The 19,559-nt window shown below is 67.4% G+C and carries 23 protein-coding genes; 22 read left to right on the plus strand and 1 reads right to left on the minus strand.

The window, feature by feature from the left end; all coding sequences use genetic code 11:
• From NZK81_RS01240 to NZK81_RS01250, 3 genes are all read left to right on the plus strand, one after another.
• Positions 1-840: a flagellar motor protein MotB gene (locus tag NZK81_RS01240; protein ID WP_260043249.1), complete on the plus strand. Its 840-nt coding sequence runs from the start codon at positions 1-3 to the stop codon at positions 838-840.
• A gap of 122 nt (positions 841-962) precedes the next feature.
• Positions 963-1,385: a nuclear transport factor 2 family protein gene (locus tag NZK81_RS01245; RefSeq protein WP_260043250.1), complete on the plus strand. Its 423-nt coding sequence runs from the start codon at positions 963-965 to the stop codon at positions 1,383-1,385.
• Positions 1,386-1,389: 4 nt separating this feature from the next.
• Positions 1,390-2,205: a nuclear transport factor 2 family protein gene (locus tag NZK81_RS01250; RefSeq protein WP_260043251.1), complete on the plus strand. Its 816-nt coding sequence runs from the start codon at positions 1,390-1,392 to the stop codon at positions 2,203-2,205.
• Between the two features lie 120 nt (positions 2,206-2,325).
• On the opposite strand, the gene NZK81_RS01255 is transcribed toward NZK81_RS01250, so the two are convergent.
• On the minus strand, positions 2,326-3,150 hold the full coding sequence (locus NZK81_RS01255) for a flagellin N-terminal helical domain-containing protein (RefSeq protein ID WP_260043252.1): 825 nt from the start codon (positions 3,148-3,150) through the stop codon (positions 2,326-2,328).
• Between the two features lie 259 nt (positions 3,151-3,409).
• On the opposite strand from NZK81_RS01255, the gene NZK81_RS01260 reads away from it, so the two are divergent.
• The 19 genes from NZK81_RS01260 (at position 3,410) to NZK81_RS01350 (ending at position 19,552) form a co-directional block, all read left to right on the plus strand.
• Positions 3,410-4,687: a sigma-54 interaction domain-containing protein gene (locus tag NZK81_RS01260; protein ID WP_260043253.1), complete on the plus strand. Its 1,278-nt coding sequence runs from the start codon at positions 3,410-3,412 to the stop codon at positions 4,685-4,687.
• Entirely contained in the window at positions 4,684-5,070 is a 387-nt protein-coding gene (fliE, locus tag NZK81_RS01265) for a flagellar hook-basal body complex protein FliE (protein WP_260043254.1), read from the plus strand. The genes NZK81_RS01260 and fliE overlap by 4 nt, the downstream gene beginning before the upstream one ends.
• Positions 5,071-5,076: 6 nt before the next feature.
• Positions 5,077-6,831: a flagellar basal-body MS-ring/collar protein FliF gene (fliF, locus tag NZK81_RS01270; protein ID WP_260043255.1), complete on the plus strand. Its 1,755-nt coding sequence runs from the start codon at positions 5,077-5,079 to the stop codon at positions 6,829-6,831.
• On the plus strand, positions 6,831-7,841 hold the full coding sequence (gene fliG, locus NZK81_RS01275) for a flagellar motor switch protein FliG (RefSeq protein WP_260043257.1): 1,011 nt from the start codon (positions 6,831-6,833) through the stop codon (positions 7,839-7,841). Before fliF ends, fliG begins: the two co-directional genes overlap by 1 nt.
• Positions 7,834-8,481 carry a FliH/SctL family protein gene (locus NZK81_RS01280; RefSeq protein WP_260043258.1) on the plus strand — a complete coding sequence of 216 codons (648 nt, stop codon included), beginning with the start codon at positions 7,834-7,836 and terminating at the stop codon, positions 8,479-8,481. The genes fliG and NZK81_RS01280 overlap by 8 nt, the downstream gene beginning before the upstream one ends.
• Entirely contained in the window at positions 8,475-9,797 is a 1,323-nt protein-coding gene (locus tag NZK81_RS01285) for a FliI/YscN family ATPase (RefSeq protein ID WP_260043259.1), read from the plus strand. Before NZK81_RS01280 ends, NZK81_RS01285 begins: the two co-directional genes overlap by 7 nt.
• Before the next feature lie 37 nt (positions 9,798-9,834).
• Positions 9,835-10,260, plus strand: coding sequence for a hypothetical protein (locus NZK81_RS01290; protein WP_260043260.1), 426 nt, complete (start codon positions 9,835-9,837; stop codon positions 10,258-10,260).
• A gap of 34 nt (positions 10,261-10,294) precedes the next feature.
• Entirely contained in the window at positions 10,295-11,749 is a 1,455-nt protein-coding gene (locus tag NZK81_RS01295) for a hypothetical protein (RefSeq protein ID WP_260043261.1), read from the plus strand.
• A 28-nt stretch (positions 11,750-11,777) separates the two neighbouring features.
• Complete coding sequence (locus tag NZK81_RS01300; protein ID WP_260043262.1) at positions 11,778-12,368, plus strand: flagellar basal body-associated FliL family protein; 591 nt, start codon at positions 11,778-11,780, stop codon at positions 12,366-12,368.
• A gap of 20 nt (positions 12,369-12,388) precedes the next feature.
• Complete coding sequence (locus tag NZK81_RS01305) at positions 12,389-13,285, plus strand: FliM/FliN family flagellar motor switch protein (RefSeq protein WP_260043263.1); 897 nt, start codon at positions 12,389-12,391, stop codon at positions 13,283-13,285.
• A 20-nt stretch (positions 13,286-13,305) separates the two neighbouring features.
• Positions 13,306-13,611 carry a flagellar motor switch protein FliN gene (gene fliN / locus NZK81_RS01310; protein WP_260043264.1) on the plus strand — a complete coding sequence of 102 codons (306 nt, stop codon included), beginning with the start codon at positions 13,306-13,308 and terminating at the stop codon, positions 13,609-13,611.
• 6 nt (positions 13,612-13,617) lie between these two features.
• Positions 13,618-13,896: a flagellar biosynthetic protein FliO gene (locus tag NZK81_RS01315; RefSeq protein ID WP_260043265.1), complete on the plus strand. Its 279-nt coding sequence runs from the start codon at positions 13,618-13,620 to the stop codon at positions 13,894-13,896.
• Complete coding sequence (gene fliP / locus NZK81_RS01320) at positions 13,893-14,669, plus strand: flagellar type III secretion system pore protein FliP (RefSeq protein WP_260043266.1); 777 nt, start codon at positions 13,893-13,895, stop codon at positions 14,667-14,669. Before NZK81_RS01315 ends, fliP begins: the two co-directional genes overlap by 4 nt.
• 5 nt (positions 14,670-14,674) lie before the next feature.
• Positions 14,675-14,965 carry a flagellar biosynthetic protein FliQ gene (locus NZK81_RS01325; RefSeq protein ID WP_260043268.1) on the plus strand — a complete coding sequence of 97 codons (291 nt, stop codon included), beginning with the start codon at positions 14,675-14,677 and terminating at the stop codon, positions 14,963-14,965.
• Positions 14,962-15,744 (plus strand): flagellar biosynthetic protein FliR, encoded by a 783-nt coding sequence (fliR, locus tag NZK81_RS01330; RefSeq protein WP_260043269.1) that lies wholly within the window; start codon positions 14,962-14,964, stop codon positions 15,742-15,744. Before NZK81_RS01325 ends, fliR begins: the two co-directional genes overlap by 4 nt.
• The gene (locus NZK81_RS01335; RefSeq protein ID WP_260043270.1) at positions 15,741-16,877 is read left to right on the plus strand and encodes an EscU/YscU/HrcU family type III secretion system export apparatus switch protein; all 1,137 of its coding nucleotides are present in this window, start codon (positions 15,741-15,743) and stop codon (positions 16,875-16,877) included. Before fliR ends, NZK81_RS01335 begins: the two co-directional genes overlap by 4 nt.
• Positions 16,878-16,956: 79 nt before the next feature.
• Positions 16,957-18,405, plus strand: a complete 1,449-nt coding sequence (gene fliD / locus NZK81_RS01340; protein WP_260043271.1) for a flagellar filament capping protein FliD — start codon at positions 16,957-16,959, stop codon at positions 18,403-18,405.
• 2 nt (positions 18,406-18,407) lie between these two features.
• Entirely contained in the window at positions 18,408-18,779 is a 372-nt protein-coding gene (locus tag NZK81_RS01345) for a flagellar protein FliS (protein WP_260043272.1), read from the plus strand.
• A 170-nt stretch (positions 18,780-18,949) separates the two neighbouring features.
• Complete coding sequence (locus NZK81_RS01350; RefSeq protein ID WP_260043273.1) at positions 18,950-19,552, plus strand: response regulator transcription factor; 603 nt, start codon at positions 18,950-18,952, stop codon at positions 19,550-19,552.
• Positions 19,553-19,559 lie beyond the last annotated feature (7 nt).

Raw genomic sequence — 19,559 nt, forward strand, 5'->3', positions numbered from 1 at the left:
ATGGCCACCAAGAGAGGCAAGAACGAGCCCCCCAGGCCGATCATCGTCAAGAAGATCACGGTCGTCGAGGGGGGGCACCACGGTGGCGCATGGAAAGTCGCCTACGCCGACTTCGTGACCGCGATGATGGCCTTCTTCCTTCTCCTGTGGATCCTTGGCGCCACTACCGAAAAGCAGCGAAAGGGCATTGCCGACTATTTCACGCCGACACTGGTAAAGAACAAGGAGCTTTCGGCAGGTTCGGCCGCCGGCCTGCTGGGCGGCTCGTCGCTCACCGATTCCGACGACTATCCGCACCGCGCCGGGCAGACCGGCACGAAGTCGCTCACCATCCCGCGCGACGCCACCGGCGGTCCCAAGGAAGGCGGCAGCAAGGTCAAACGCACCACGCGCTCCAAGATGGCGATCGAGGAAAAGCTGCGCTCGACCCGGCAACTGCGCGCGCTCGCCAAGCAGGTGCGCCTCGTCGACACCACGCTGGGCGTGCGCATCGATCTGGTCGACGACGCCGATTTCTCGATGTTCCGCCTCGGCACCACCGTACTCACGCCCGAAGCCGCCGAACTGGTCGGCGCGATTGCCGAGGCCGTGGGCCCGGACGAGGGCCAGCTCACCATCCGCGGCCACACCGATGCCCTGCCCTACAAGGCGGGCACGCAGGGCAACAACTGGTCGCTCTCGGCGGGACGGGCCGAATCGACGCGGCAGGCTCTCATCCGCGACGGCATACCCGAGACCCGGTTCAAGCGGATCGAAGGCGTCGCCGACACCGAACTGCTGATCCCCACCGACCCGCACGACCCACGCAACCGCCGGATCTCGATCACGCTGCTGGACTAGGATAGCGGTCCTGCCACAGGCGCGCCCTGCGCGGCGGGGAGCATCGCGTCCGCGATCCGCGGCGCGCTTGCTCCCGCGCCCGCGTCGTCGCACCATGCTCTCCAAAGAGAGGGAGAGCATACATGGCATTCACCGGCCCGGTCGAAGACCGCCTCGCCATCCGCGAGCTGTACGGCACGTATGGCGATGCAAGCTGGCGCGGCGATCGCGAGCAGTGGGTTTCCTGCTTCACCCCGGACGGATGCTGGACCAGCCACCTGTTCGACGCCGGCGGCCACGATGCCCTGCTCGAGACCTGGGACGACTTGTGGAAGGACTGGGAAACCGTCGCCTTCCTGGGCGAAATCGGCGCGATGGAGATCAACGGCGATACCGCGCGGGTGCGCTCCTACGCGCGCGAGGTGGTGCTGATGAAGAACGGCAGCCACTTCAAGCTGTGCGGCCACTATGCCGACAGCCTGCGCAAGGTGGACGGCGAGTGGAAGTTCACCCGGCGCGACTACACGCAGACCATCGGCGAATTCGACAAGCTGGTCGTGGACTGACCGCATGCCCTTCACCGGCCCCGAATCCGACCGCCTCGCCATTCGCGAACTCTACGAAGGCTATGCCGATGGTGCCGCGCGGATAGACCGTGAAGCCTGGCTCGCCGCCTATGCCGACGATGCACGCTGGCGCTCGCCCTATTTCGACGTGGCAGGCGCGGTGGCGATCGGCACGACGTTCGACCAGATCATGGCCGACGTCGTCGACGTCACGATCGACATCCGCATCGGCGCGCTGGAGATCGAGGGAGACGAGGCCACCGCGCGGCTCTACCAGACCGAGAGCCTGCTCTACGCCGACGGGTCGACCTGGGACCTGACCGGCCGCTACGAAGACCTGCTGGAACGGCGCGCGGGCCGCTGGTGGTTCGTCGACCGCACCTACACGCTCAAGCGCGAGGTCCGGCCCGACCCGCCGGACGCCGCCTTCGCCGGCCCGGCGCACGAACGCATGGCCATCCGCGACCTGATGGAAACCTATGCCGATGCCTCCTCGCGCATGGACAAGCGGCAGTGGCTGGATTGCTGGACCGAGGACTGCGTGTGGTCCACGTCGGCGGGCGACGTCATCGGCAAGGCGGCGCTGTCCGACCGCTGGGACCAGCTCTTCGCGGCGATGGATGCCATGGCCTTCTTCGCCATGCCCGGGTCCATCCGCGTGGCCGGCCAGACCGCGACCGCACGCTGCCACGTGCGCGAGATCGCGCGGATCAGGGGCACGGTCCAGAAATTCTCCGCGCGCTACGACGACGAACTGGTCAAGCAGGACGGCCGCTGGCGCTTCGCGCGCCGCGCTTATGTGATGAACATCGCGGAATAGTACCTGCTCCGCAGGCATGGACCTGCGGAGCGCAGACGCAAAAATGGGCCCGGCGGTCTGGGGAACCCACCGGGCCCTGGAACCTGCCTGGTTAAGGCAGGCCGGTTACGCTGTCAGCGATTAGCGCAGCAGCGACAGCACGTTCTGCTGGCTCTGGTTGGCCTGGGCGAGCATCGCGGTCGAAGCCTGCGAGAGGATCTGCGCCTTGGCCATCTTCGTGGTTTCGGACGAATAGTCGGCGTCCTCGATCCGCGAACGCGCGTCCGACAGGTTCGTCACGTTGCTGGTCAGGGTGTTGATCGCCGATTCGAGACGGTTCTGGCCGGCACCGAGACCGGCGCGGTTGGTGTTGACTTCGGTCAGCGCGGTATCGACGTTGGTGAGCGTGGTCGAAGCGAGCGCGGAGGTCGAGACGTCGAGCGCCGTGGCGTCGATCTTGGTGCCGTCGATCGCGGTCGAGGTCAGCGTGACGTTCTCACCCGAGTTCGCACCAGTCTGGATGTCGAAGGTGACGTCCGTGCCGGCCGTGGTCGAGAACAGCGCGTTGCCGTTGAACTTGGTCTGCGAAAGCACGTCGCCGATCTGTTCGGTCAGAGCGGAAACTTCCGACTGCATCGCGGTACGGTCGGAGTCCTGGTAGGTGCCCGACGAGGACTGGACGGCCAGCTCGCGAACGCGCTGCAGCATGTTGGTGACTTCCGACATCGCGCCATCGGCGGTCTGCGCCAGCGAGATGCCGTCGTTGGCGTTACGGATGCCCTGGCTCATGCCCTTGATGGCCGAAGTCATCGAGGTGGCAATGGCGAGACCGGCGGCGTCGTCCTTCGCGCTGTTGATGCGCTTACCGGTGGAGAGGCGTTCCATCACCGTGCTCTGCATCTTGCTGGCCTGGGTCGAAGCGTTCGTCGCCCTGATCGCGGCGATGTTGGTATTGATAACTGACATGGTAAGCTCCCGTTAAGGTGTCCCGAAGTCCGAACAACCTGACCGGCCCATCCGGCGCGGCTGTCAGGGACTAGACCGGCAACCGACCGGCAAAATTAAGCCGGTTTGTTGCCGGACGCTTGCCGATTGCCCTGCAGAGCCTTGCCGAATGACGGCAAAAATAAGTATTAATACGAGGACTTAAATTACCTATCTCTTGGCCGTTAGGCACGCATAACCGCCCTCGGAACTGGTTAATTCCACTGGGGGATATCGAGACATGGCCGCTCTGGCTCTTAACGATGAATTTGCGCGCCGGCATGGAGCGCTGGTCAACCGCGCAAGGGCAATTGCAACCTCGCTGTTCGATTGCGATGCCATCGATCTGCGCGACGCAACCGACACTTCGCCGCTGCGTCCGAACGCCCGCACCGTGCGCGTGGCGAGGGGACAGCTTGCCGCGATCGGCCGCACCGGCGCCGATCAGGTCGACCTGACCTACGGCGACGCGGTGAGCGAAGCCTCGCTGGCCATGCTGCTCGCCGCCATGGCCGGCTCCGCCGAGCCCATCGCCGCCGATCCGGAAAGCCTCTCGATCTTCGCGCTGGCCGACCGCCTCGCCTCCAGCGACATTCCCGTCCTCATCAACGGCCCGACCGGCACCGGCAAGGAAGTGCTCAGCCGCTTCATCCACGCCCGCAGCGACCGCCGCAACGGTCCGTTCATCGCCGTCAACTGCGCCGCGATGCCCGAGACCATGCTCGAGGCCATGCTGTTCGGCCACCAGAAGGGCGCCTTCACCGGCGCCACCCAGGCCAGCGAAGGTTTCATGCGCGCCGCCGACGGCGGCACCCTGCTGCTCGACGAAATCGCCGAGATGCCCCTTCAGCTCCAGGCCAAGCTGCTGCGCGCGCTGCAGGAACAGGAAGTCGTGCCGATCGGCTCGACCCACCCGATCAAGATCGACGTGCGCATCATCGCCTGCGCCAACCGCGATCTTCCCGCCGAAGTCGCCGAAGGCCGCTTCCGCGCCGACCTTTACTATCGCCTCAACGTCTTCCCGCTGACGCTGCGCCCGCTGCGCGAGCGCCCGGACGACATCGCCCCGCTCGCCTTCGCGATGGCCATGCGCCACGCGCCCGACCCGGCCCGCGTTCCCGTCCTGACCGAAGGCGCGCTGGCCATGCTCAAGCTGCACCAGTGGCCGGGCAACGTGCGCGAGCTGGAGAACGTCGTGCGCCGCGCCCTGCTGCTGGCCCACGGCAAGGCGACGATCGCCCCCGAGGACATCGTCTTCGACAGCCCCGCCCGCCTCGTTGCCGCCCCACCCGCGACCGCCATGGACGTGCTCGATGCCGATGCCCCGCGCAAGCTGTCGAGCGTCGTCCAGATCTCCGAGGCCCGCGCGATCATGGAAACGCTCGAAGCCTGCGGCGGCAACCGTGGCCGCACCGCTCGCGAACTCGGCATTTCCGAACGCACCCTGCGCTACCGCCTCGCCTCGCTACGCGAAGCCGGGATTGAAATCGGCCGCACTGCCGTGGGCGGCCTGCGATGAGCGGCGTCTCGGGCATCGGCGGTGGCGCCGGCGGCATCCAGCAGATCATGCAGATGCGCCAGCAGATCATCCAGCGCAACGACCTGCTCAAGCACCTGCATTCCACGCAGGCCACCGATGCGACTGCCGCGACCGGCGGCGCGGGCGCGGCGCAGGGGCCCGCACAGGGCTTTGCCGATACGCTGAAGAACGCTCTCGATGGCGTCAATGCCGTGCAGGACAAGGCTGCCGGACTGACCGAGGCCTACCAGAAGGGCGAAGTCACCGACGTCGCCAAGGTCATGCTCGCCCGCCAGGAAGCCGGCGTCGCCTTCGAGGCGACCCTGCAAGTTCGTAACAAGCTGTTGTCCGCCTATCAGGACATCATGCGAATGGGGGTCTGATAAGAAATGTCTGATCTCGTACCTGCTACTCCGGACGGCCCGCCGGGATCTGCACTTCCCGCGTCCGCTTCCCTGTTCACCCCGCTGACCGACCCGGCCGGCGGCAGTATCCTGACCCGCCTTTCCGCGTTCACCGCACAGCCTGCGGTCAAGAAGATGCTGCCTGCCTTCATCGGCGTTACGGCGATCGGTGGTGCCCTGCTGGCCTGGAGCGCCATGTCGCCCGACCCGCAGCGCACACTCTATTCCCAGCTCGACGACAGCGAGCGCGCCGGGGTCGCCGCCGCACTCGACCAGGCCTCTATCGGCTATCACATCGACAACACCACCGGCGCGCTCACCGTCGCCGAAAGCGATTTCTACAAGGCACGCATGCTGGTCGCTTCCGACGGTGCGCTGGCGACGCCCGAAACCGGCGATGACATGCTCGACAAGCTGCCGATGGGCGCCAGCCGCACGCTCGAAGGCGAGCGACTGCGTTCGGCCCGTGAACGCGACCTCCAGCTCACGATCGGCGAGATCGACGGCGTTTCCTCGGTCCGGGTCCATCTGGCCGAGGGCGAAAAGTCCGTGTTCGTGCGCGACAACGTGCCGCCCACCGCCTCGGTCATGGTCCGCATGAAGACCGGCCGGCAGCTCAGCGAGAGCCAGGTCGCCGCGATCGTCAACCTCGTCGCCGGCTCGGTTCCCGGCCTTTCGCCGGATTCGGTCCGCGTGATCGACCAGCACGGTCGCCTGCTGTCGGAAGCCGCCGGGATCGATTCCGACCGGCTCGACCTTCAGACCCGCATGGAAAGCAAGCTGCGCGAACAGGTCTCGCAGCTGCTGCTTCCGGTGCTGGGCGAAGGCAACTTCACCTCCGAGATCCAGGTCCAGCTCAACATGGACGAGGTCACCTCGGCCCGCGAGAGCTATGACAAGGACGGTGTCGTGCGCAGCGAGTCCGAGCAGCAGTCGAAAACGACCGGCGCGGCGCAGGCCGCCTCGGGCGTTCCCGGCGTCCTTGCCAACACGCCGCCCATCGCGACCCAGGTCCAGCCGGGCGCGCCGCAGGGCACCCAGCCCGCAGCCCCCGGCATGACCCCGCCGACCAGCGGCGAGTCTTCCTCGACCCGCACTTACGAACTGGGCCGCCAGGTCTCGGTTTCGAGCAGCCGGCCGGGTTCGGTCAGGCGCCTTTCAGTCGCCGTCGCCATCAGCGCGGAGGCCATGAAGGACGCCAAGGAGGGGGAACTCAAGGACCTGGAGGCGCTGATCAGTGCCGCCGTCGGCGCCGACCCGCAGCGCGGCGACCAGGTCAAGGTGCTGACCCGCGCCTTCGAGCCGATGTCGAAGGAGCCCGTCTCGTTCTACGAAACCGGCTGGTTCGCCATGCTCGTGCGCAACGGCGCGGCGGTGCTGGCGGTACTGCTGGTGCTGCTGCTCGGCGTGCGCCCCATGGTCAAGGCGCTGCGCGGCGACAAGCCCGCGAAGGCCAAGCCGGCCGAAAGCAGCGAGACCGCCGAAGACGGGGAATCGGAAGACGAGACGGACGGGGCGGATGAAGCCGTCGAGGACGGCCAGCCGGCCATGCCGTCGCTGTCGCACCGCCCCAACGCGGAAGACATCAGCATCGAGATCAACCGCTCGGATCTGCTGACCCGTCAGCTCGACCTGGCCCAGCGCCTCGTCAACGAGCAGCCGGCGAGCGCCGTCGCGGCGCTGCGCCAGATGCTCAATGAACCGCCCACCGAAGACGAACCCAAGCAGGAAGCCGCCTGATGAGCGAGATCGTACCACTGCGCGCGGCGGACAATGCCGCGGTCATGATGATGCTGCTGGGCGAGGACCAGACCGCCGGCATCCTCTCCGAACTCGAGCCCGAAGAGCTGCGCATGCTCGGTGAGAAGATGTGCGCGCTGGGCGAGATCAGCCCCGACGTCATTGCCCAGGCCATCGCCGGCTTCGTCGAAAAGACCGAGAAACTGGGCCTCGTCGCGCACAATCGCGTCGGCCAGGTGCGCACGATGATGACCCGTGCCATCGGCGAGCTGAAGACCGAGAACATGATGCGCCGGATCGTTCCGGAGGCCCCCGCGAAGAATTCGACGCTCGAACTGGCGCGCTGGCTGACGCCCGAGGCGCTGGTGCCCCTCGTCAAGGATGAGCATCCCCAGACGGTGGCCGTGCTGCTGGTCCAGCTCGACCCGGAAGTCGCCGCCGAAGTGCTCCACTCGCTACCCAAGGAAGCGCAGTCCGAGATCATCCACCGCATCGCCACGCTGGGCCCGGTCTCCCCGCCCGCGCTCGAGATGCTGGAGGAACTGCTCAACCGCCGCATCGCCGAGGCCCATGGCCAGCGCCCGCTCCAGATGGGCGGCACCCGCGAAGCCGCGGACATCATCAACGGTGCCGACAAGGCCACCGAGAAACGCATCATGAGCGAGCTGAACAAGCTCGACCGGCCGCTCGCCAAGCGGATCGAGGAAGAGATGTTCAAGTTCGAGCACCTCTTCGTGCTCGACCCGATGGCCATGGGCACGCTGCTGCGCGAGGTTCCCAGCGACACCCTGATCGACGCGCTCAAGGGCATCGGCGAAGAAGAGCGCGAGTTCTTCTTCCGCGCCATGTCCAGCCGCGCCGCCGATGGCGTGAAGGACGAGATCGCCGCGCGCGGCCGCACCAAGCTGGCCGACGTCGTTTCCGCGCAGAAGGAAATCGTGATGATCGCCCGCAAGCTGGCGGCGGAAGGCTCGATCGCGTTCGGTTCGAGCGACGACGATTATGTCTGATCTCGGCTTTCCGGTTCCCAGGCCCGCCTTCAACCTGCTTGAAGCGCTGGCCGGACCCGTCGGCTTCACGCCCGACAAGCGCTTCGGCGATGTCGTGCCGGAACCCGCACCGGCGCCCGAGCCGGAACCGGAGCCGCACCCCTTCGAACCGCGCGCCGAAGAGGACGCTCCCGATCCTGTCGCCGAAGCCTTCAGCGACGGCTTTGCCGCCGGCCACGAACAGGCACGCGCCGAAGCCGAGGCCCGCGCGGCGGAAGACGCCGCGGCCTTCGAGGGTCTGACGCTCTCGTTCCTGCGCCTCGATGCCACGCTCGAAGAGGAACTGCGCCTGCGCCTGCGCGACACCGTCGCCGCGCTCTGCGAAGCGGCGATCGCGCCGCTGGTGCTCGACGAAGAGGCCCTGATGAGCCGCATCGCGCGCGCCGTGTCCATGCTCTCGCGCGCCGACGACGAACGGATCATCCGCCTCCACCCGGACGACATCAAGCTGCTTGCCCCGCGCCTGCGCGAGGACTGGACGATCGAACCCGAGCCGGGGCTGGAACGCGGCACCGTCCGAATCGACAGCCAGAACGGCGGCGTCGAGGACGGGCCCGCCACCTGGCGCCTCGCCATCGCCGAGGCCATGCACCAGTGCTGAGATTCTGGGATCCCATTCTGGCCGATCTCGCCGGCGAACGGGTCGATCTGGCCCCGCGGCGCTTCGGCCGCGTCGTCGCCTGCGACGGCGGCCTGCTGGAAGTCAGCGGCCTGTCGGTGCCGGTCGGCGCGATGTGCCGCATCGCCCATGGCCGCGACCTCTCGCTTTCCGCCGAAGTCATCGGCTTCCGCAACGGCAAGACGATGATGATGCTGCTTGGCGACACGATCATGCTGCGCCCCGGCGCGCGGGTCTGTCCCGAGGGGCACCCCGGCATGCTGCCCGTCGGCGAGGCCTTCCTGGGCCGCGCGGTCGACGGCGAAGGCCTGCCGATCGACGGTGGCCCGCAGATCCACAGCCACCGCGAATGGCCCGCCGGCGGCAGGCGCACGTCCGCGCTGGACCGCAGCCCGGTGCGCGAAACCTTCGATACCGGCGTGCGCGCACTGAATGCGCTCACCACCTTCGGGGTCGGCCAGCGCATCGGCGTCATGGCCGGATCGGGTGTCGGCAAGTCGGTGCTGATCGACATGATCGCGCGGGGCGCCAGCGCCGATGTCGTCATCGTCGGCCTCATCGGCGAGCGCGCGCGCGAAGTCTCCGACTTCGTCGAGCGCCACATGAACGCCGAGAAGAAGGACAAGACCGTGGTCGTGGCCGTCCCGGCCGACCATGCGCCGAACCTGCGCCTGCGCGGCGCGATGCTCGCCACCTCGATGGCAGAGCACTTCCGCGCGCAAGGCAAGAAGGTCCTGCTGATCATGGACAGCCTGACCCGCGTGGCCCACGCCGCGCGCGAAATCGGCCTCCTGCTCGGCGAGCCCGGCGCGGCGCGCGGCTATCCGCCTTCCGCCCTCGCCACGATCACCAAGCTGGTCGAGCGCGCGGGCAATTCGGCTGCAAGCGGCGGCTCGGTGACGGGGCTCTACACCGTGCTGGCCGACGGCGACAATCAGGACGACCCGGTGGTCGACACCGCCCGCTCGATCCTCGACGGGCACATCGTGCTCTCGCGCGATCTGGCCCAGCGCGGGCAATATCCGGCGGTCGACATCGCCGCTTCGCTCAGCCGCGTGATGAACGACATCGTTTCGCCGCAGCACCAGCAGCTTGCCCGCGAGTTCCGCGCGCTCACCGCCAGCTACGAGGCCAACCGCGATCTCGTGCTGATGGGGGCCTACCGCGCGGGCGCCGACCAGCAGCTCGACCGCGCCATCGCCATGCACGACCTGCTGACCGCGTTCCTCAGCCAGCCGGCCGGCGAACTCATCGACCTCGATGACAGCGCCGCGCAACTCGTGGCCTTGCTGGGATGAACGCGGCAAGGACTCCATCGCGCCGTGAGGCAGGGCGATGAAGGAAGAACGCAAGCGGCTCGCGAGGCTTCGGCGGCTCGAAAAGATCCGCGCGATCGCCAAGCAGACCGCCGCTGCCGAAGCGGCGCGGGCCGAAGGCACGCTCACGCAGTTGCGCGCACTCTCCGAACGCACGCGGCGCATGGCCTCTGACTATGGCAACCGGCGCGAGGTCCACGACGGCGCGGCGCTCCGCCAGCTTGGCCGCTTCGTCGTCGGGTTGCAGGCGATCAGCCGCACCACCGACGGGGACGCCTTGCGGGCACAGTCGATCGCCGATGCCAAGCAGCGCGAACTGGCCGAGGCCGAACGCCGCCGCGCCGCCATCGAGGAGCGTGCCGAACTGCAGGCGCGCCTGATCGCCAAAGCCTCCGAACACCCTGCCCTGGGCAGCAGAAAGGGATCTGGCACGGATCTTGATTAGTGTTCTGCGAAGTCAGAACGAGGACCCGTACCCCATGATCCAATCCGCTGCCCCGACGCCTTCCGCCAGCTCCGTGCTGGCCGTCGGCAAAGTGCACGGGGCTTCCGCGAACGGCGCGGAAAAGGCCAGCTTTTCGGCGATTTTCGATGCTTCGGGCAATTCTGACACAGCTATCGCACAGGCTCTGCCGGACGGCGACAGCGCGCTCGCCGCGCTGCTGGCTTCCGTTGCCGGCGGCAATGCCGGCAAGGCAGGCGGCAAGATCTTGCCGGATAGTGGCAAAGAGCCGTCCGCCGACACCGAATCCGATGCCGATGCAGCTTCCCCGGACGCCATGCCCGACGCTTCCAGCCTGCCCCTTGCCCTGGCCGAATTCCTCTCGGTCCCGCAGCCCGCACGCGCCACGACGACGGACCAGATCCGCGCCACGGGCAGCGACGTCGCAGCCGCAGCCGGCAAACTGTCGCGCGTTCCCACCGGCACCGGCGCGGTCCTTGCCCCGGCTGCGAAGGCCGCAGCCGTCGCCGCACCGGCGGCAAATGGCACCGTGCCCGCGACGAGCGTCGTAGCGACAGGCACCGAGAACGCTCCAGCCGCGCCTGCGGTCACGCTCGCCCCGATCGAGCTCGTCGCCGAAGAGACCACCCGCGCGGCCGGCGACGCGCAGCCGCTGGCCGCTGCCAGGACGACGGCTCCCGAGGCCGCGACGCCCACGACGGTCCAGCTCGCCACGCGCGCACCGCTCGCACCCGCCGCGCAAGGCGAAGACACCATCCAGGACGCCCCGGCCCGCTCGCAGGCGACGCGCCAGCACCCGGCCCGGACCGCCGAGGCCAGGACCGACGCCGACGCGATCAAACTCGCCTCGCCGCAGACGCAGGGCCAGACCGCCGGCGCGACCCCGCTGCCGCTCGTGACCCAGCCCGCGCACCTCCAGGCCGCAGCCACGCCCGCGACGCACCTCGCCGCCGGCGCAATCCCGGCCACGCAGCCGGCGGAAGGGCCCCAGGATTTCACCACGCTCGTCTCGCGCCTTGCCGAGGCTCGCGAAGCCGCCAGCCCGCATTTGGTGCGCACTGCCATCAACCACGCCGAGTTCGGCCAGATCTCGCTGCAGTTCCGGCACGAGGACAAGGCCCTCTCGGTGACCATGGCCAACAGCGATCCGGGCTTTGCCGGCGCCGTCCACGCCGCCGCGAACGCCTCGCTGTCGAGCAACGCGTCGGGCAACGACAACGGCAACGACACCTCGCGGCAGCAACAGCAGCAGCAATCGCAGAACAATTCGGCTTCCTCCCAGCAGCAGGCCTCCGCCGCCGGCACGGGGACGGGAAGCGGAACCGGCCACAACCAGCAGGCCCGCGCCGATCAGGCTGGCCACTCAATGAACCGTGGGCAGGGATCATCCTCCCTCCCGCACGATCAGGAGGCGTCCGCGCCCCGCCAGACCCGGGACGGCACCCGGTCCGGCAGCGGCATCTACGCCTGATCTCGCGCATACCAGGGGGAACTCTTGAATGACTGACAAACACGCCAAGGACGGCAAGAAGAAAAGCTCCGGCAAGATCGCGCTGATGATCGGGCTCGGCGCCGCAGGCATGCTCGTGATCGGTGCCGGGGGCGTCTACGCACTCGTTGCGACCGGAGTGATCGGCGGCAGCCACGCCCAGGAAGAACGGCAGCGCGGCCCGCAGCTCGTCCTGAAGGGCCAGGAAGATCCCTACATGCCCAAGCCCAAGGAAGGCGAACACGATCCGGCGATGGATGTCGAGGGCGAAGGCGGCGACGAGTACCGCACCGTCTACTTCACCTTCTCCGAACCCTTCACGTCGAACCTCAAGGACTCCGACGCGCTGATCCAGACCAGCGTCGCCTGCTCCACCCGCCGCGACGGCCGGGTGCTGATCTGGCTGCAGAAGCATGAACTCGCGATCCGCTCCAAGCTGCTCCAGATCCTCGCGGATACGCCCGAGGACGATGTCTACACGATCGAGGGCAAGGAACACCTGCAGAAGCGCATGACCTCCGTGATCAACGATGTCCTGACCCAGAAGGAAGGCTTCGGCGGCGTCGATGCCGTCTACTTCCGCAGCTTCATCATCCAGTGATCCGCTCCAGCGAGTCCACCATGAACATGCAATCCGCACATTTCGGCCAGAGCACCAGGGCCAAGCACTGCGCCGAACTGCTGGGTACCGAGCCCACGATCGACGAACTGGTGCCCGCGCTCTCGCTGCTCGGGGAAAGGCTGGCACGCGTTCTGCCCGGTCGCCTCTCCCAGTTCTCGGGCGGCGAAGCGCCGCTGGTGCGCATCGGCATGCCGATGGACTGCACGCTCGGCTCGATCCAGGCCGAGATCGAGAATCTGGCCTCGCATACCCTGCTGACGATCGGCCCCGAAAACCTGCCGATGCTCGCCACGTTCGAGGCCGCGCCGGTGCTGCGCCTGATCGACCGCGCCTTCGGCGGCCTCGGCGTCGCGCCGGAACCGCTGCCGGAAAGCTTTCCCCTTTCGGCCGAACTGCTGCTCAAGCGCCTCGAGGGCGCGCTTGCCGATGCGCTCACCGAAGCACTCGGCGGCGGCGAACAGCACAAGGTCGGCGCGGTGCGCCGCGATACCAGCCTGCGCTATCTCAATCCCTTCGACCGGCGGCAGGACCTCCTCCAGCTCTCGCTTGAAGTCGAGGAACCGGGCATCGAGCCCTGGTCGTTCTCGATCGCCTTCCCCCAGCCGACCCTCGGTGCCGTCATGGCCGCCCCGCGCCACCCGGTCCGCCAGCGCGCGCATCGCACCCCCTCCGATCCCGTCAGCGAGCCGTTCGGTTCGATGCCGGTGCCGGTCACGGCCGTGCTGGTCGACATGACGATCGGTTTCTCGCGCCTCTCGTCCCTCAAGCCCGGCGATGTCCTGCCGGTCGCCGTTGCCCGCTCGGTGCCGCTGCAAGTCGACGGCCGCACCATCGCCACCGGAACCATCGGCGAAGTCGAGGACCGCGTCGCGGTCCAGATCCTCCAAGCATTCTGACACACGGAAAGAGCCACACCATGACCATGCAAACCCGAGGCCTGGACTTCCTTCGCGATGTCGATGTCCGTCTCTCCGTCGAACTCGGCCGCACCCAGATGAAGCTCAAGGATGTGCTCGCGCTCGGCCCCGAAAGCCTCGTCGTGCTCGACCGCATGACCGACGAACTGCTCGACGTGCTGGTGAACGGCAAGCCGATCGCCAAGGGCGAGGTCGTCTCGCACAACGGCCGCTTCGGCCTGCGCATCGTCGAGATGGTCGGCGTCGAGGAAACCCCGGCTCGGGCGCCTTCGGCGCTCGCCGAAACCGAAACCGGCGAGGCCTGATCCTCCATGCTCTGGTACATCCTCAAGCTGATCGTCCTGCTGCCCCTGATCGGCCTGCTGGCCTGGGGCTGCCTCAAGCTGGCGAAGAAGATGCAGGATCGCGCCGGCATCGGCGCGGGTTCGAAGTCCGTCCGCATCGTCGAGACCACGATGCTGTCGCCCACGCTGAAGCTGGCGGTGATCGAATTCCACGGCCGCGAGATCCTCGTCTCGGCCTCACGCCAGGGCCTCACCCGCCTCGCCGAGGCGCCCGCGCGCGCCCAGACCGAAAGTTTGCCCCAGTGAAGCGCATCCTCTCGCTTGTCGCGGCGCTGCCCGCGCTGCTGCTGCCCGCGGTGGCCTATGCGCAAGTGCAGGCTCCCGCCGCCCCCACCGCCATTCCCGGCGCGCTCGACCGCGCGTTCGGTTCGATGGGCGGCACCGACGGCCCGGGCATGAGCCTCTCGCTGCAGCTCCTGCTCATCATGGGGCTGCTGACGATCCTGCCCAGCCTGATCCTGATGATGACCAGCTTCACCCGCATCCTGGTGGTGCTGGCGATCCTGCGCCAGGCGATCGGCCTGCAGCAATCGCCGCCCAACCAGGTGCTGATCGGCCTGTCGCTGTTCCTCTCGCTGTTCGTCATGGCGCCGACGCTGGAAAAGGTGAACGATACCGCCATCGCGCCCTACGCCGCCGACCAGATCAACGCCGAACAGGCGATCCAGAACGCCGGCCGGGAATTCCACGCCTTCATGATCCGCCAGACCCGCGAGCGCGACCTCTCGATGTTCGCCGAGATGGCCAAGGCGCCCAAGTTCAACAGCAGTGCCGACGTGCCCTTCTCGATCCTGCTGCCGGCCTTCGTCACCAGCGAGCTCAAGACCGCCTTCCAGATCGGCTTCATGCTGTTCCTGCCGTTCCTCGTGATCGACCTCGTCGTCTCGTCGGTGCTGATGTCGCTGGGCATGATGATGATGAGCCCGATGGTGGTCTCGCTCCCGTTCAAGCTGCTGCTCTTCGTCATGGTCGACGGCTGGGCGCTGCTGATGGGATCGCTGGCGGCAAGCTTCGGATAAGATCGATGGACGACATCTCCGCCCTTCTCGCACTGACCGACAAGATGCTGTGGATCACCGCGCTAGTGGCCGCTCCGGTCCTGCTGTCCGCGCTCGCCGTCGGCCTTGCCGTCGGCATCGTCCAGGCCGCGACGTCGGTCAACGAGCAGACCCTGACCTTCGTGCCGAAGCTCGCCGTCATCGCGCTCGTGCTGGTGCTGTTCGGCAGTTCGATGATGACGCTGGTCGGCGATTTCACGCAGGAGATCTTCGCGCAGATCGCCAATACCGGCCACGCCGAGCAGGTCGCGCCGTGATCAATCTGGACTTCGGTTTCGGGCCCGTCGAGGCCGAGTTCTGGCGGCTGCTGTTCGTCATGACGCGCATCGGCGCCGCGCTCGTCGCCGCGCCGCTGTTCGGCACGCCCTCTGTGCCGCCCCAGTTGCGCGTGGTCTGCGCAGGGGCCATCGCGGTGCTGGTCTGCGCCTGGACCGACGTGCAGGCCCCGGCCACGCTCTTCTCACTCCCCGGTATGCTCGGCATCGCCGGGGAAGCGCTGGTCGGGCTGACGCTCGGCTTCGTGCTGCAGCTTTCCTTCGCCGCCCCCATCATCGCGGCGGAAGTGATCGGTGGCGGCATGGGCATGACCATGGCGATGGCCGTCGACCCTTCCTCGGGCACGCAGTCGCCCGCACTCGGCCAGTACTTCATGGTCGTGCTGACGCTGATCTTCTTTGCCCTCGGCGCCCACCTGCAGTGGTTCAACCTGCTGATCGAGAGCTACAAGGTCTTCCCGCCAGGCCACACCTGGCTCGGCGCCGAACGCTTCGCCATGATTGCCGGCTACACCTCGCAGGTTCTGGTGACCGCCGTCACCATCGCCCTTCCGGTCAGCCTCGTGCTGCTGGTCGTGCAGATCGTCACCGGCGTGCTGAGCCGCTCGGCGCCTGCCCTCAACCTGTTCTCGCTCGGCCTGCCCGCCGGCGTCCTCGCCGGCATCGCCGCGCTGGTGCTTTCCGCCCCGGTCCTCACCGACCTCGTCGTGCGCCTGTCCGCCGACGCCATCACCGCCTCCTCGGAGATCATGAGCAAATGAGCGAGCAGAGCGGCGAAAAGAGCTTTGATCCAACCGCCAAGCGCAAACGCGACGCCGCCCAGAAAGGCGACGTCATCCGCTCGCGCGAACTGGCGACGGCGGCCGCCGTCGGCATCGGCGCGGTCTGGTTCCTCGTCGCTGGCCCCTGGCTCCTCGACCTGCTGATGAACGCCTTGCGCGCGGGCTTCACCTGGGACCGTGCCTCGCTTGCGGACTTCACGCCGGGCCACCTGCTGATGAAGACCATGTTCGCGGTGATGCCCCCGGTCGTGATCCTGGGCCTGGGCGTCATGCTCAGCTCGCTGGTCTCCCAGCTCGGCTTCGGCGAGGGACGGTGGATCGGCGGCAACCTCGCGCCCAAGGGCTCGCGGATCAATCCGGCCTCGGGCCTCAAGCGCATGTTCGGGGCGAACGGCTGGATCGAGATGGCCAAGGGCCTCGCCAAGGTCGCGCTGCTCGGCACAATCGCCTGGACCTGGGCAAGCGGCCGCATCGCCACGTTCGCGCGGCTCGGCCGGGGCGACCTGTTCGAACAGCTTTCCTGGGCCTGGCACGACGTGACGATGCTGCTGTTCTGGCTCGCCGCCGGGCTCTTCGTGATCGCCCTGGTCGACCTTCCGGTGCAGATGTTCCGCCGCAACAAGCGCCTCAAGATGACGCTGCAGGAAGTGCGCGACGAGCACAAGGAATCCGAAGGCGCGCCCGAAAAGAAGGCCGCCATCAAGGACCGCCAGCGCAAGATCGCGATGGGCGGGCTGGTTCCGGCGATGAAGGAAGCCCAGTTCATCATCACCAACCCGACGCACTTCTCGGTCGCGCTCACCTACGATCCGACCAAGGCTTCCGCGCCGATCGTGCTGGCCAAGGGCCGCGGCGACAAGGCCATGGCCATGCGCGAACTCGCCGCCGAATACGGCGTGCCCATGCTCGAGTACCCGGCGCTTGCCCGTTCGGTGTTCTACACCACCCGCGAACGCCAGGTGATCCGCGAGGAGCACTATGCCGCGGTCGCCGCGATCCTCGCCTTCGTTCTCGCCCTCCAGCGCGGCGAGAAACGCCCCGCCCCCAGGGTTTCGGTGCCCGTCACACTGCGTTTCGACGCGGAAGGCCGGCTCGATCCGGCCAGCGTGTGAGGAGAGGCACCATGAGCGCTATCCGCAAGGTGCCGTGGCCGGGGCTTAACGTTTCAGGCGGGAGGCCGTCCTAGAAGCCATGGCTACAGATGCAACGAGCTCCACGTCCGCGACATCCTCGCTGAAGACAACGTCGATCGCGACGCTGCTCGGTGCCGGCAGCGGCATCGACATGGCGGCCCTCGCCAACAACCTGGCCACCGCCCAGTTCGAGCTGCGCACCGCGCGCCTCAACGACAAGACGGATACGCTCAACACGCGGATCTCGACAGCATCGAACATCAAGTCGATGCTGCTGAGCCTCGACACCTCGCTCGGCACACTGGTGCGTTCCGGCGATCTGGCGCCCACGCCCAGCGTCGCCAACAGCGCGGTCGCCACGGCCTCGCTTTCCGGCTCCACCCAGCCCACCGGGTCCTATTCGCTCGAGGTATCGCAGCTCGCCACCGGCCAGCAGCTCGCCAGCAGCGCCTATACCGCCTCGACCGACACTGTCGGCGCGGGCACGCTCACGCTGCGCTTCGGCACCGTTTCCGGCAGCGCCTTCACCGAGGACGCGGCCCACGCGGCGGTCGACATCACCATCAACACCGGCGACACGCTCGCCGATGTCGCCGCAGCCATCAATGCCTCGGGTGCCGGCGTCAACGCCTACATCGCCAACACCACCAGCGGGGCGCAGCTCGTCATCAAGGGGGCGGAAGGCGCAGCCAACGGCTTCATCGTCGAGGCGGCCGAGGATGTCGCCGATCCGGGCCTGTCCAATCTCGCCTGGTCTCCCGGTGCGGGTACCGGAACCCTGATGGCCACCGCGCAGGATGCAGCCTACAGCCTCGACGGCCTCGCCTACACCTCCGCGTCGAACACCATCACCGATCCCGTGCCCGGGCTGAAGCTCCAGCTTACCGGCACCAATGTCGGAACGCCCACCCAGATCAACTTCAGCGACCCCTCCGCCAACATCACCGGCTCGATGCAGGACCTGACGGACGCGCTCAACGAAGTGGCCTCGGCCCTGAACGCCGCCACGTCGAGAGGCGGGGATCTCGTCACCGATCCCGGCGCCCGCGCGCTCAAGCAGTCGCTGTCCAAGCTGTCCGGCACGACGATCATGCCCAATGCCACAGGCGTGGCCAAGACGCTGGCCGACCTTGGCCTTTCGATCCAGCGCGACGGCACGTTCGCGCTCGACAAGGATCGCCTCTCGGCCACGATGACGGCGGATCCCGACGGCGTGGCCGCGATGTTCACCAATGGCGTCTACGGCGTCTATGCGACCATCGACAAGATCTATCGCGCCGCTGCCTCGACCAGCAACACCAACTCGCTTGCCGGCTCGATCACCAAGTACAACTCCCAGCTCACGGATATTTCGTCGGACCTCAGCGACCTGGCCGACCAGCAGGAAAAGCTGCGTGCTCGCCTCGCCTCGCAGTTCACCGCTTCGGAAGCCCGGATCAGCGTGCTGAAATCGACGCAGAGCATGCTGCAGAACCAGATCGACGCGTGGAACAACTCGGGCAATTAAAGATGCTGCTCCAACAATCCCCCCACGAAGCCTATCGCCGCGTCGACTTCGACGCCCGCGTGAACGGCGCGAAGTCGGACGAGCTCGTCCACGTGTGCTACGAACATCTCGTCGGCGCGCTGGGCACGGCGATCCATGCCCAGCGCAATGGCGACAATGATCTCAAGAGCCGCTCGATGACGCGCGCGCTCACCGCGATCACCGCACTGCAGATGGGCGTCTCGAGCGAGCACGAGATGAGCGGGGCGCTCAACCAGTTCTACGCCGCCTCGCGGCGCGCCATTCTCGACAGCGCAGTGGCCTTCGACCCGAACCGGATGGCCACGCTGCGCGAGGACTTCGTTGAAATCGGCCAAGCTCTGAAGGGCGGCTGAATCGCCGCGCCCGGGCACAGTCACGCCCGTTTCGGCAACCCGTTCAGGCAGGATTTCCGCCGCTTCTCAGCGCAGGATTCGGCCAATCGCTCGATTCTGGAGTATGTACCGCGCGCGTTTGCCGCACGATGCGAATATTTCCCTAGGCACAAGCCGAAGGGAGAAGGCAGATGGAGCGTATCTCTAACCTCATTCTCATCGACGACGACACGCGCCGGCGTGCCATCATCAGTCACGCGCTGGCCATGGGCGGCATCCATGTCGAGCCGTTCGAGACCACATGCGAACTCGCCGATGCATGGCCCCGCACCGGCATCATCCTGATCCATGACCGACCCAGTGCGATCGAGGACCTGATCGAGGCCATGGCCGCTCACGGCCAGTGGTTCCCGATCGTCGCCTTCAGCGAAGGGCCGAGCACGCGCAGGATCGTCCAGGCCGTGCTCGGCGGCGCGGTCGATTATCTGGCCTGGCCCGTCACGGCCGACGAACTCTCCACCACGGTCGGCGGCTCGATCGACCGCGCCGCCGGTATCGGCAATGCCAGGCTGCGCGAAGTCATGGCCCAGGCGCGGATCGAACGCCTGACCCGGCGCGAGCGCGAAGTGCTCGGCGGCGTGGCCAGCGGACTGTCGAACCGCCTGATCGGCGAACGGCTGGAAATCAGCCCGCGCACGGTGGAAATCCACCGTGCCAACATGCTGAACAAGCTGGGCGCCAACCACACGAGCGATGCCATTCGCATCGCCATAGAGGCCTCTCTCGTTGGCTAGCCCCTCT

Origin of the sequence: Novosphingobium mangrovisedimenti (assembly GCF_025153475.1) — a bacterium.
Classification (GTDB): Bacteria; Pseudomonadota; Alphaproteobacteria; order Sphingomonadales; family Sphingomonadaceae; genus Novosphingobium; species Novosphingobium mangrovi_A.

Coding starts and splice junctions, on each gene's coding strand:
- NZK81_RS01315 (WP_260043265.1), top strand. CDS start 13,618: ATGCTCTGGTACATCCTCAAGCTGATCGTCCTGCTGCCCCTGATCGGC.
- NZK81_RS01345 (WP_260043272.1), top strand. CDS start 18,408: ATGCTGCTCCAACAATCCCCCCACGAAGCCTATCGCCGCGTCGACTTC.
- fliN (WP_260043264.1), top strand. CDS start 13,306: ATGACCATGCAAACCCGAGGCCTGGACTTCCTTCGCGATGTCGATGTC.
- NZK81_RS01295 (WP_260043261.1), top strand. CDS start 10,295: ATGATCCAATCCGCTGCCCCGACGCCTTCCGCCAGCTCCGTGCTGGCC.
- NZK81_RS01300 (WP_260043262.1), top strand. CDS start 11,778: ATGACTGACAAACACGCCAAGGACGGCAAGAAGAAAAGCTCCGGCAAG.
- NZK81_RS01305 (WP_260043263.1), top strand. CDS start 12,389: ATGAACATGCAATCCGCACATTTCGGCCAGAGCACCAGGGCCAAGCAC.
- NZK81_RS01255 (WP_260043252.1), bottom strand. CDS start 3,150: ATGTCAGTTATCAATACCAACATCGCCGCGATCAGGGCGACGAACGCT.
- NZK81_RS01240 (WP_260043249.1), top strand. CDS start 1: ATGGCCACCAAGAGAGGCAAGAACGAGCCCCCCAGGCCGATCATCGTC.
- fliG (WP_260043257.1), top strand. CDS start 6,831: ATGAGCGAGATCGTACCACTGCGCGCGGCGGACAATGCCGCGGTCATG.
- fliD (WP_260043271.1), top strand. CDS start 16,957: ATGGCTACAGATGCAACGAGCTCCACGTCCGCGACATCCTCGCTGAAG.
- NZK81_RS01325 (WP_260043268.1), top strand. CDS start 14,675: ATGGACGACATCTCCGCCCTTCTCGCACTGACCGACAAGATGCTGTGG.
- NZK81_RS01350 (WP_260043273.1), top strand. CDS start 18,950: ATGGAGCGTATCTCTAACCTCATTCTCATCGACGACGACACGCGCCGG.
- NZK81_RS01335 (WP_260043270.1), top strand. CDS start 15,741: ATGAGCGAGCAGAGCGGCGAAAAGAGCTTTGATCCAACCGCCAAGCGC.
- NZK81_RS01250 (WP_260043251.1), top strand. CDS start 1,390: ATGCCCTTCACCGGCCCCGAATCCGACCGCCTCGCCATTCGCGAACTC.
- fliF (WP_260043255.1), top strand. CDS start 5,077: ATGTCTGATCTCGTACCTGCTACTCCGGACGGCCCGCCGGGATCTGCA.
- NZK81_RS01280 (WP_260043258.1), top strand. CDS start 7,834: ATGTCTGATCTCGGCTTTCCGGTTCCCAGGCCCGCCTTCAACCTGCTT.
- NZK81_RS01260 (WP_260043253.1), top strand. CDS start 3,410: ATGGCCGCTCTGGCTCTTAACGATGAATTTGCGCGCCGGCATGGAGCG.
- fliE (WP_260043254.1), top strand. CDS start 4,684: ATGAGCGGCGTCTCGGGCATCGGCGGTGGCGCCGGCGGCATCCAGCAG.
- NZK81_RS01245 (WP_260043250.1), top strand. CDS start 963: ATGGCATTCACCGGCCCGGTCGAAGACCGCCTCGCCATCCGCGAGCTG.
- NZK81_RS01290 (WP_260043260.1), top strand. CDS start 9,835: ATGAAGGAAGAACGCAAGCGGCTCGCGAGGCTTCGGCGGCTCGAAAAG.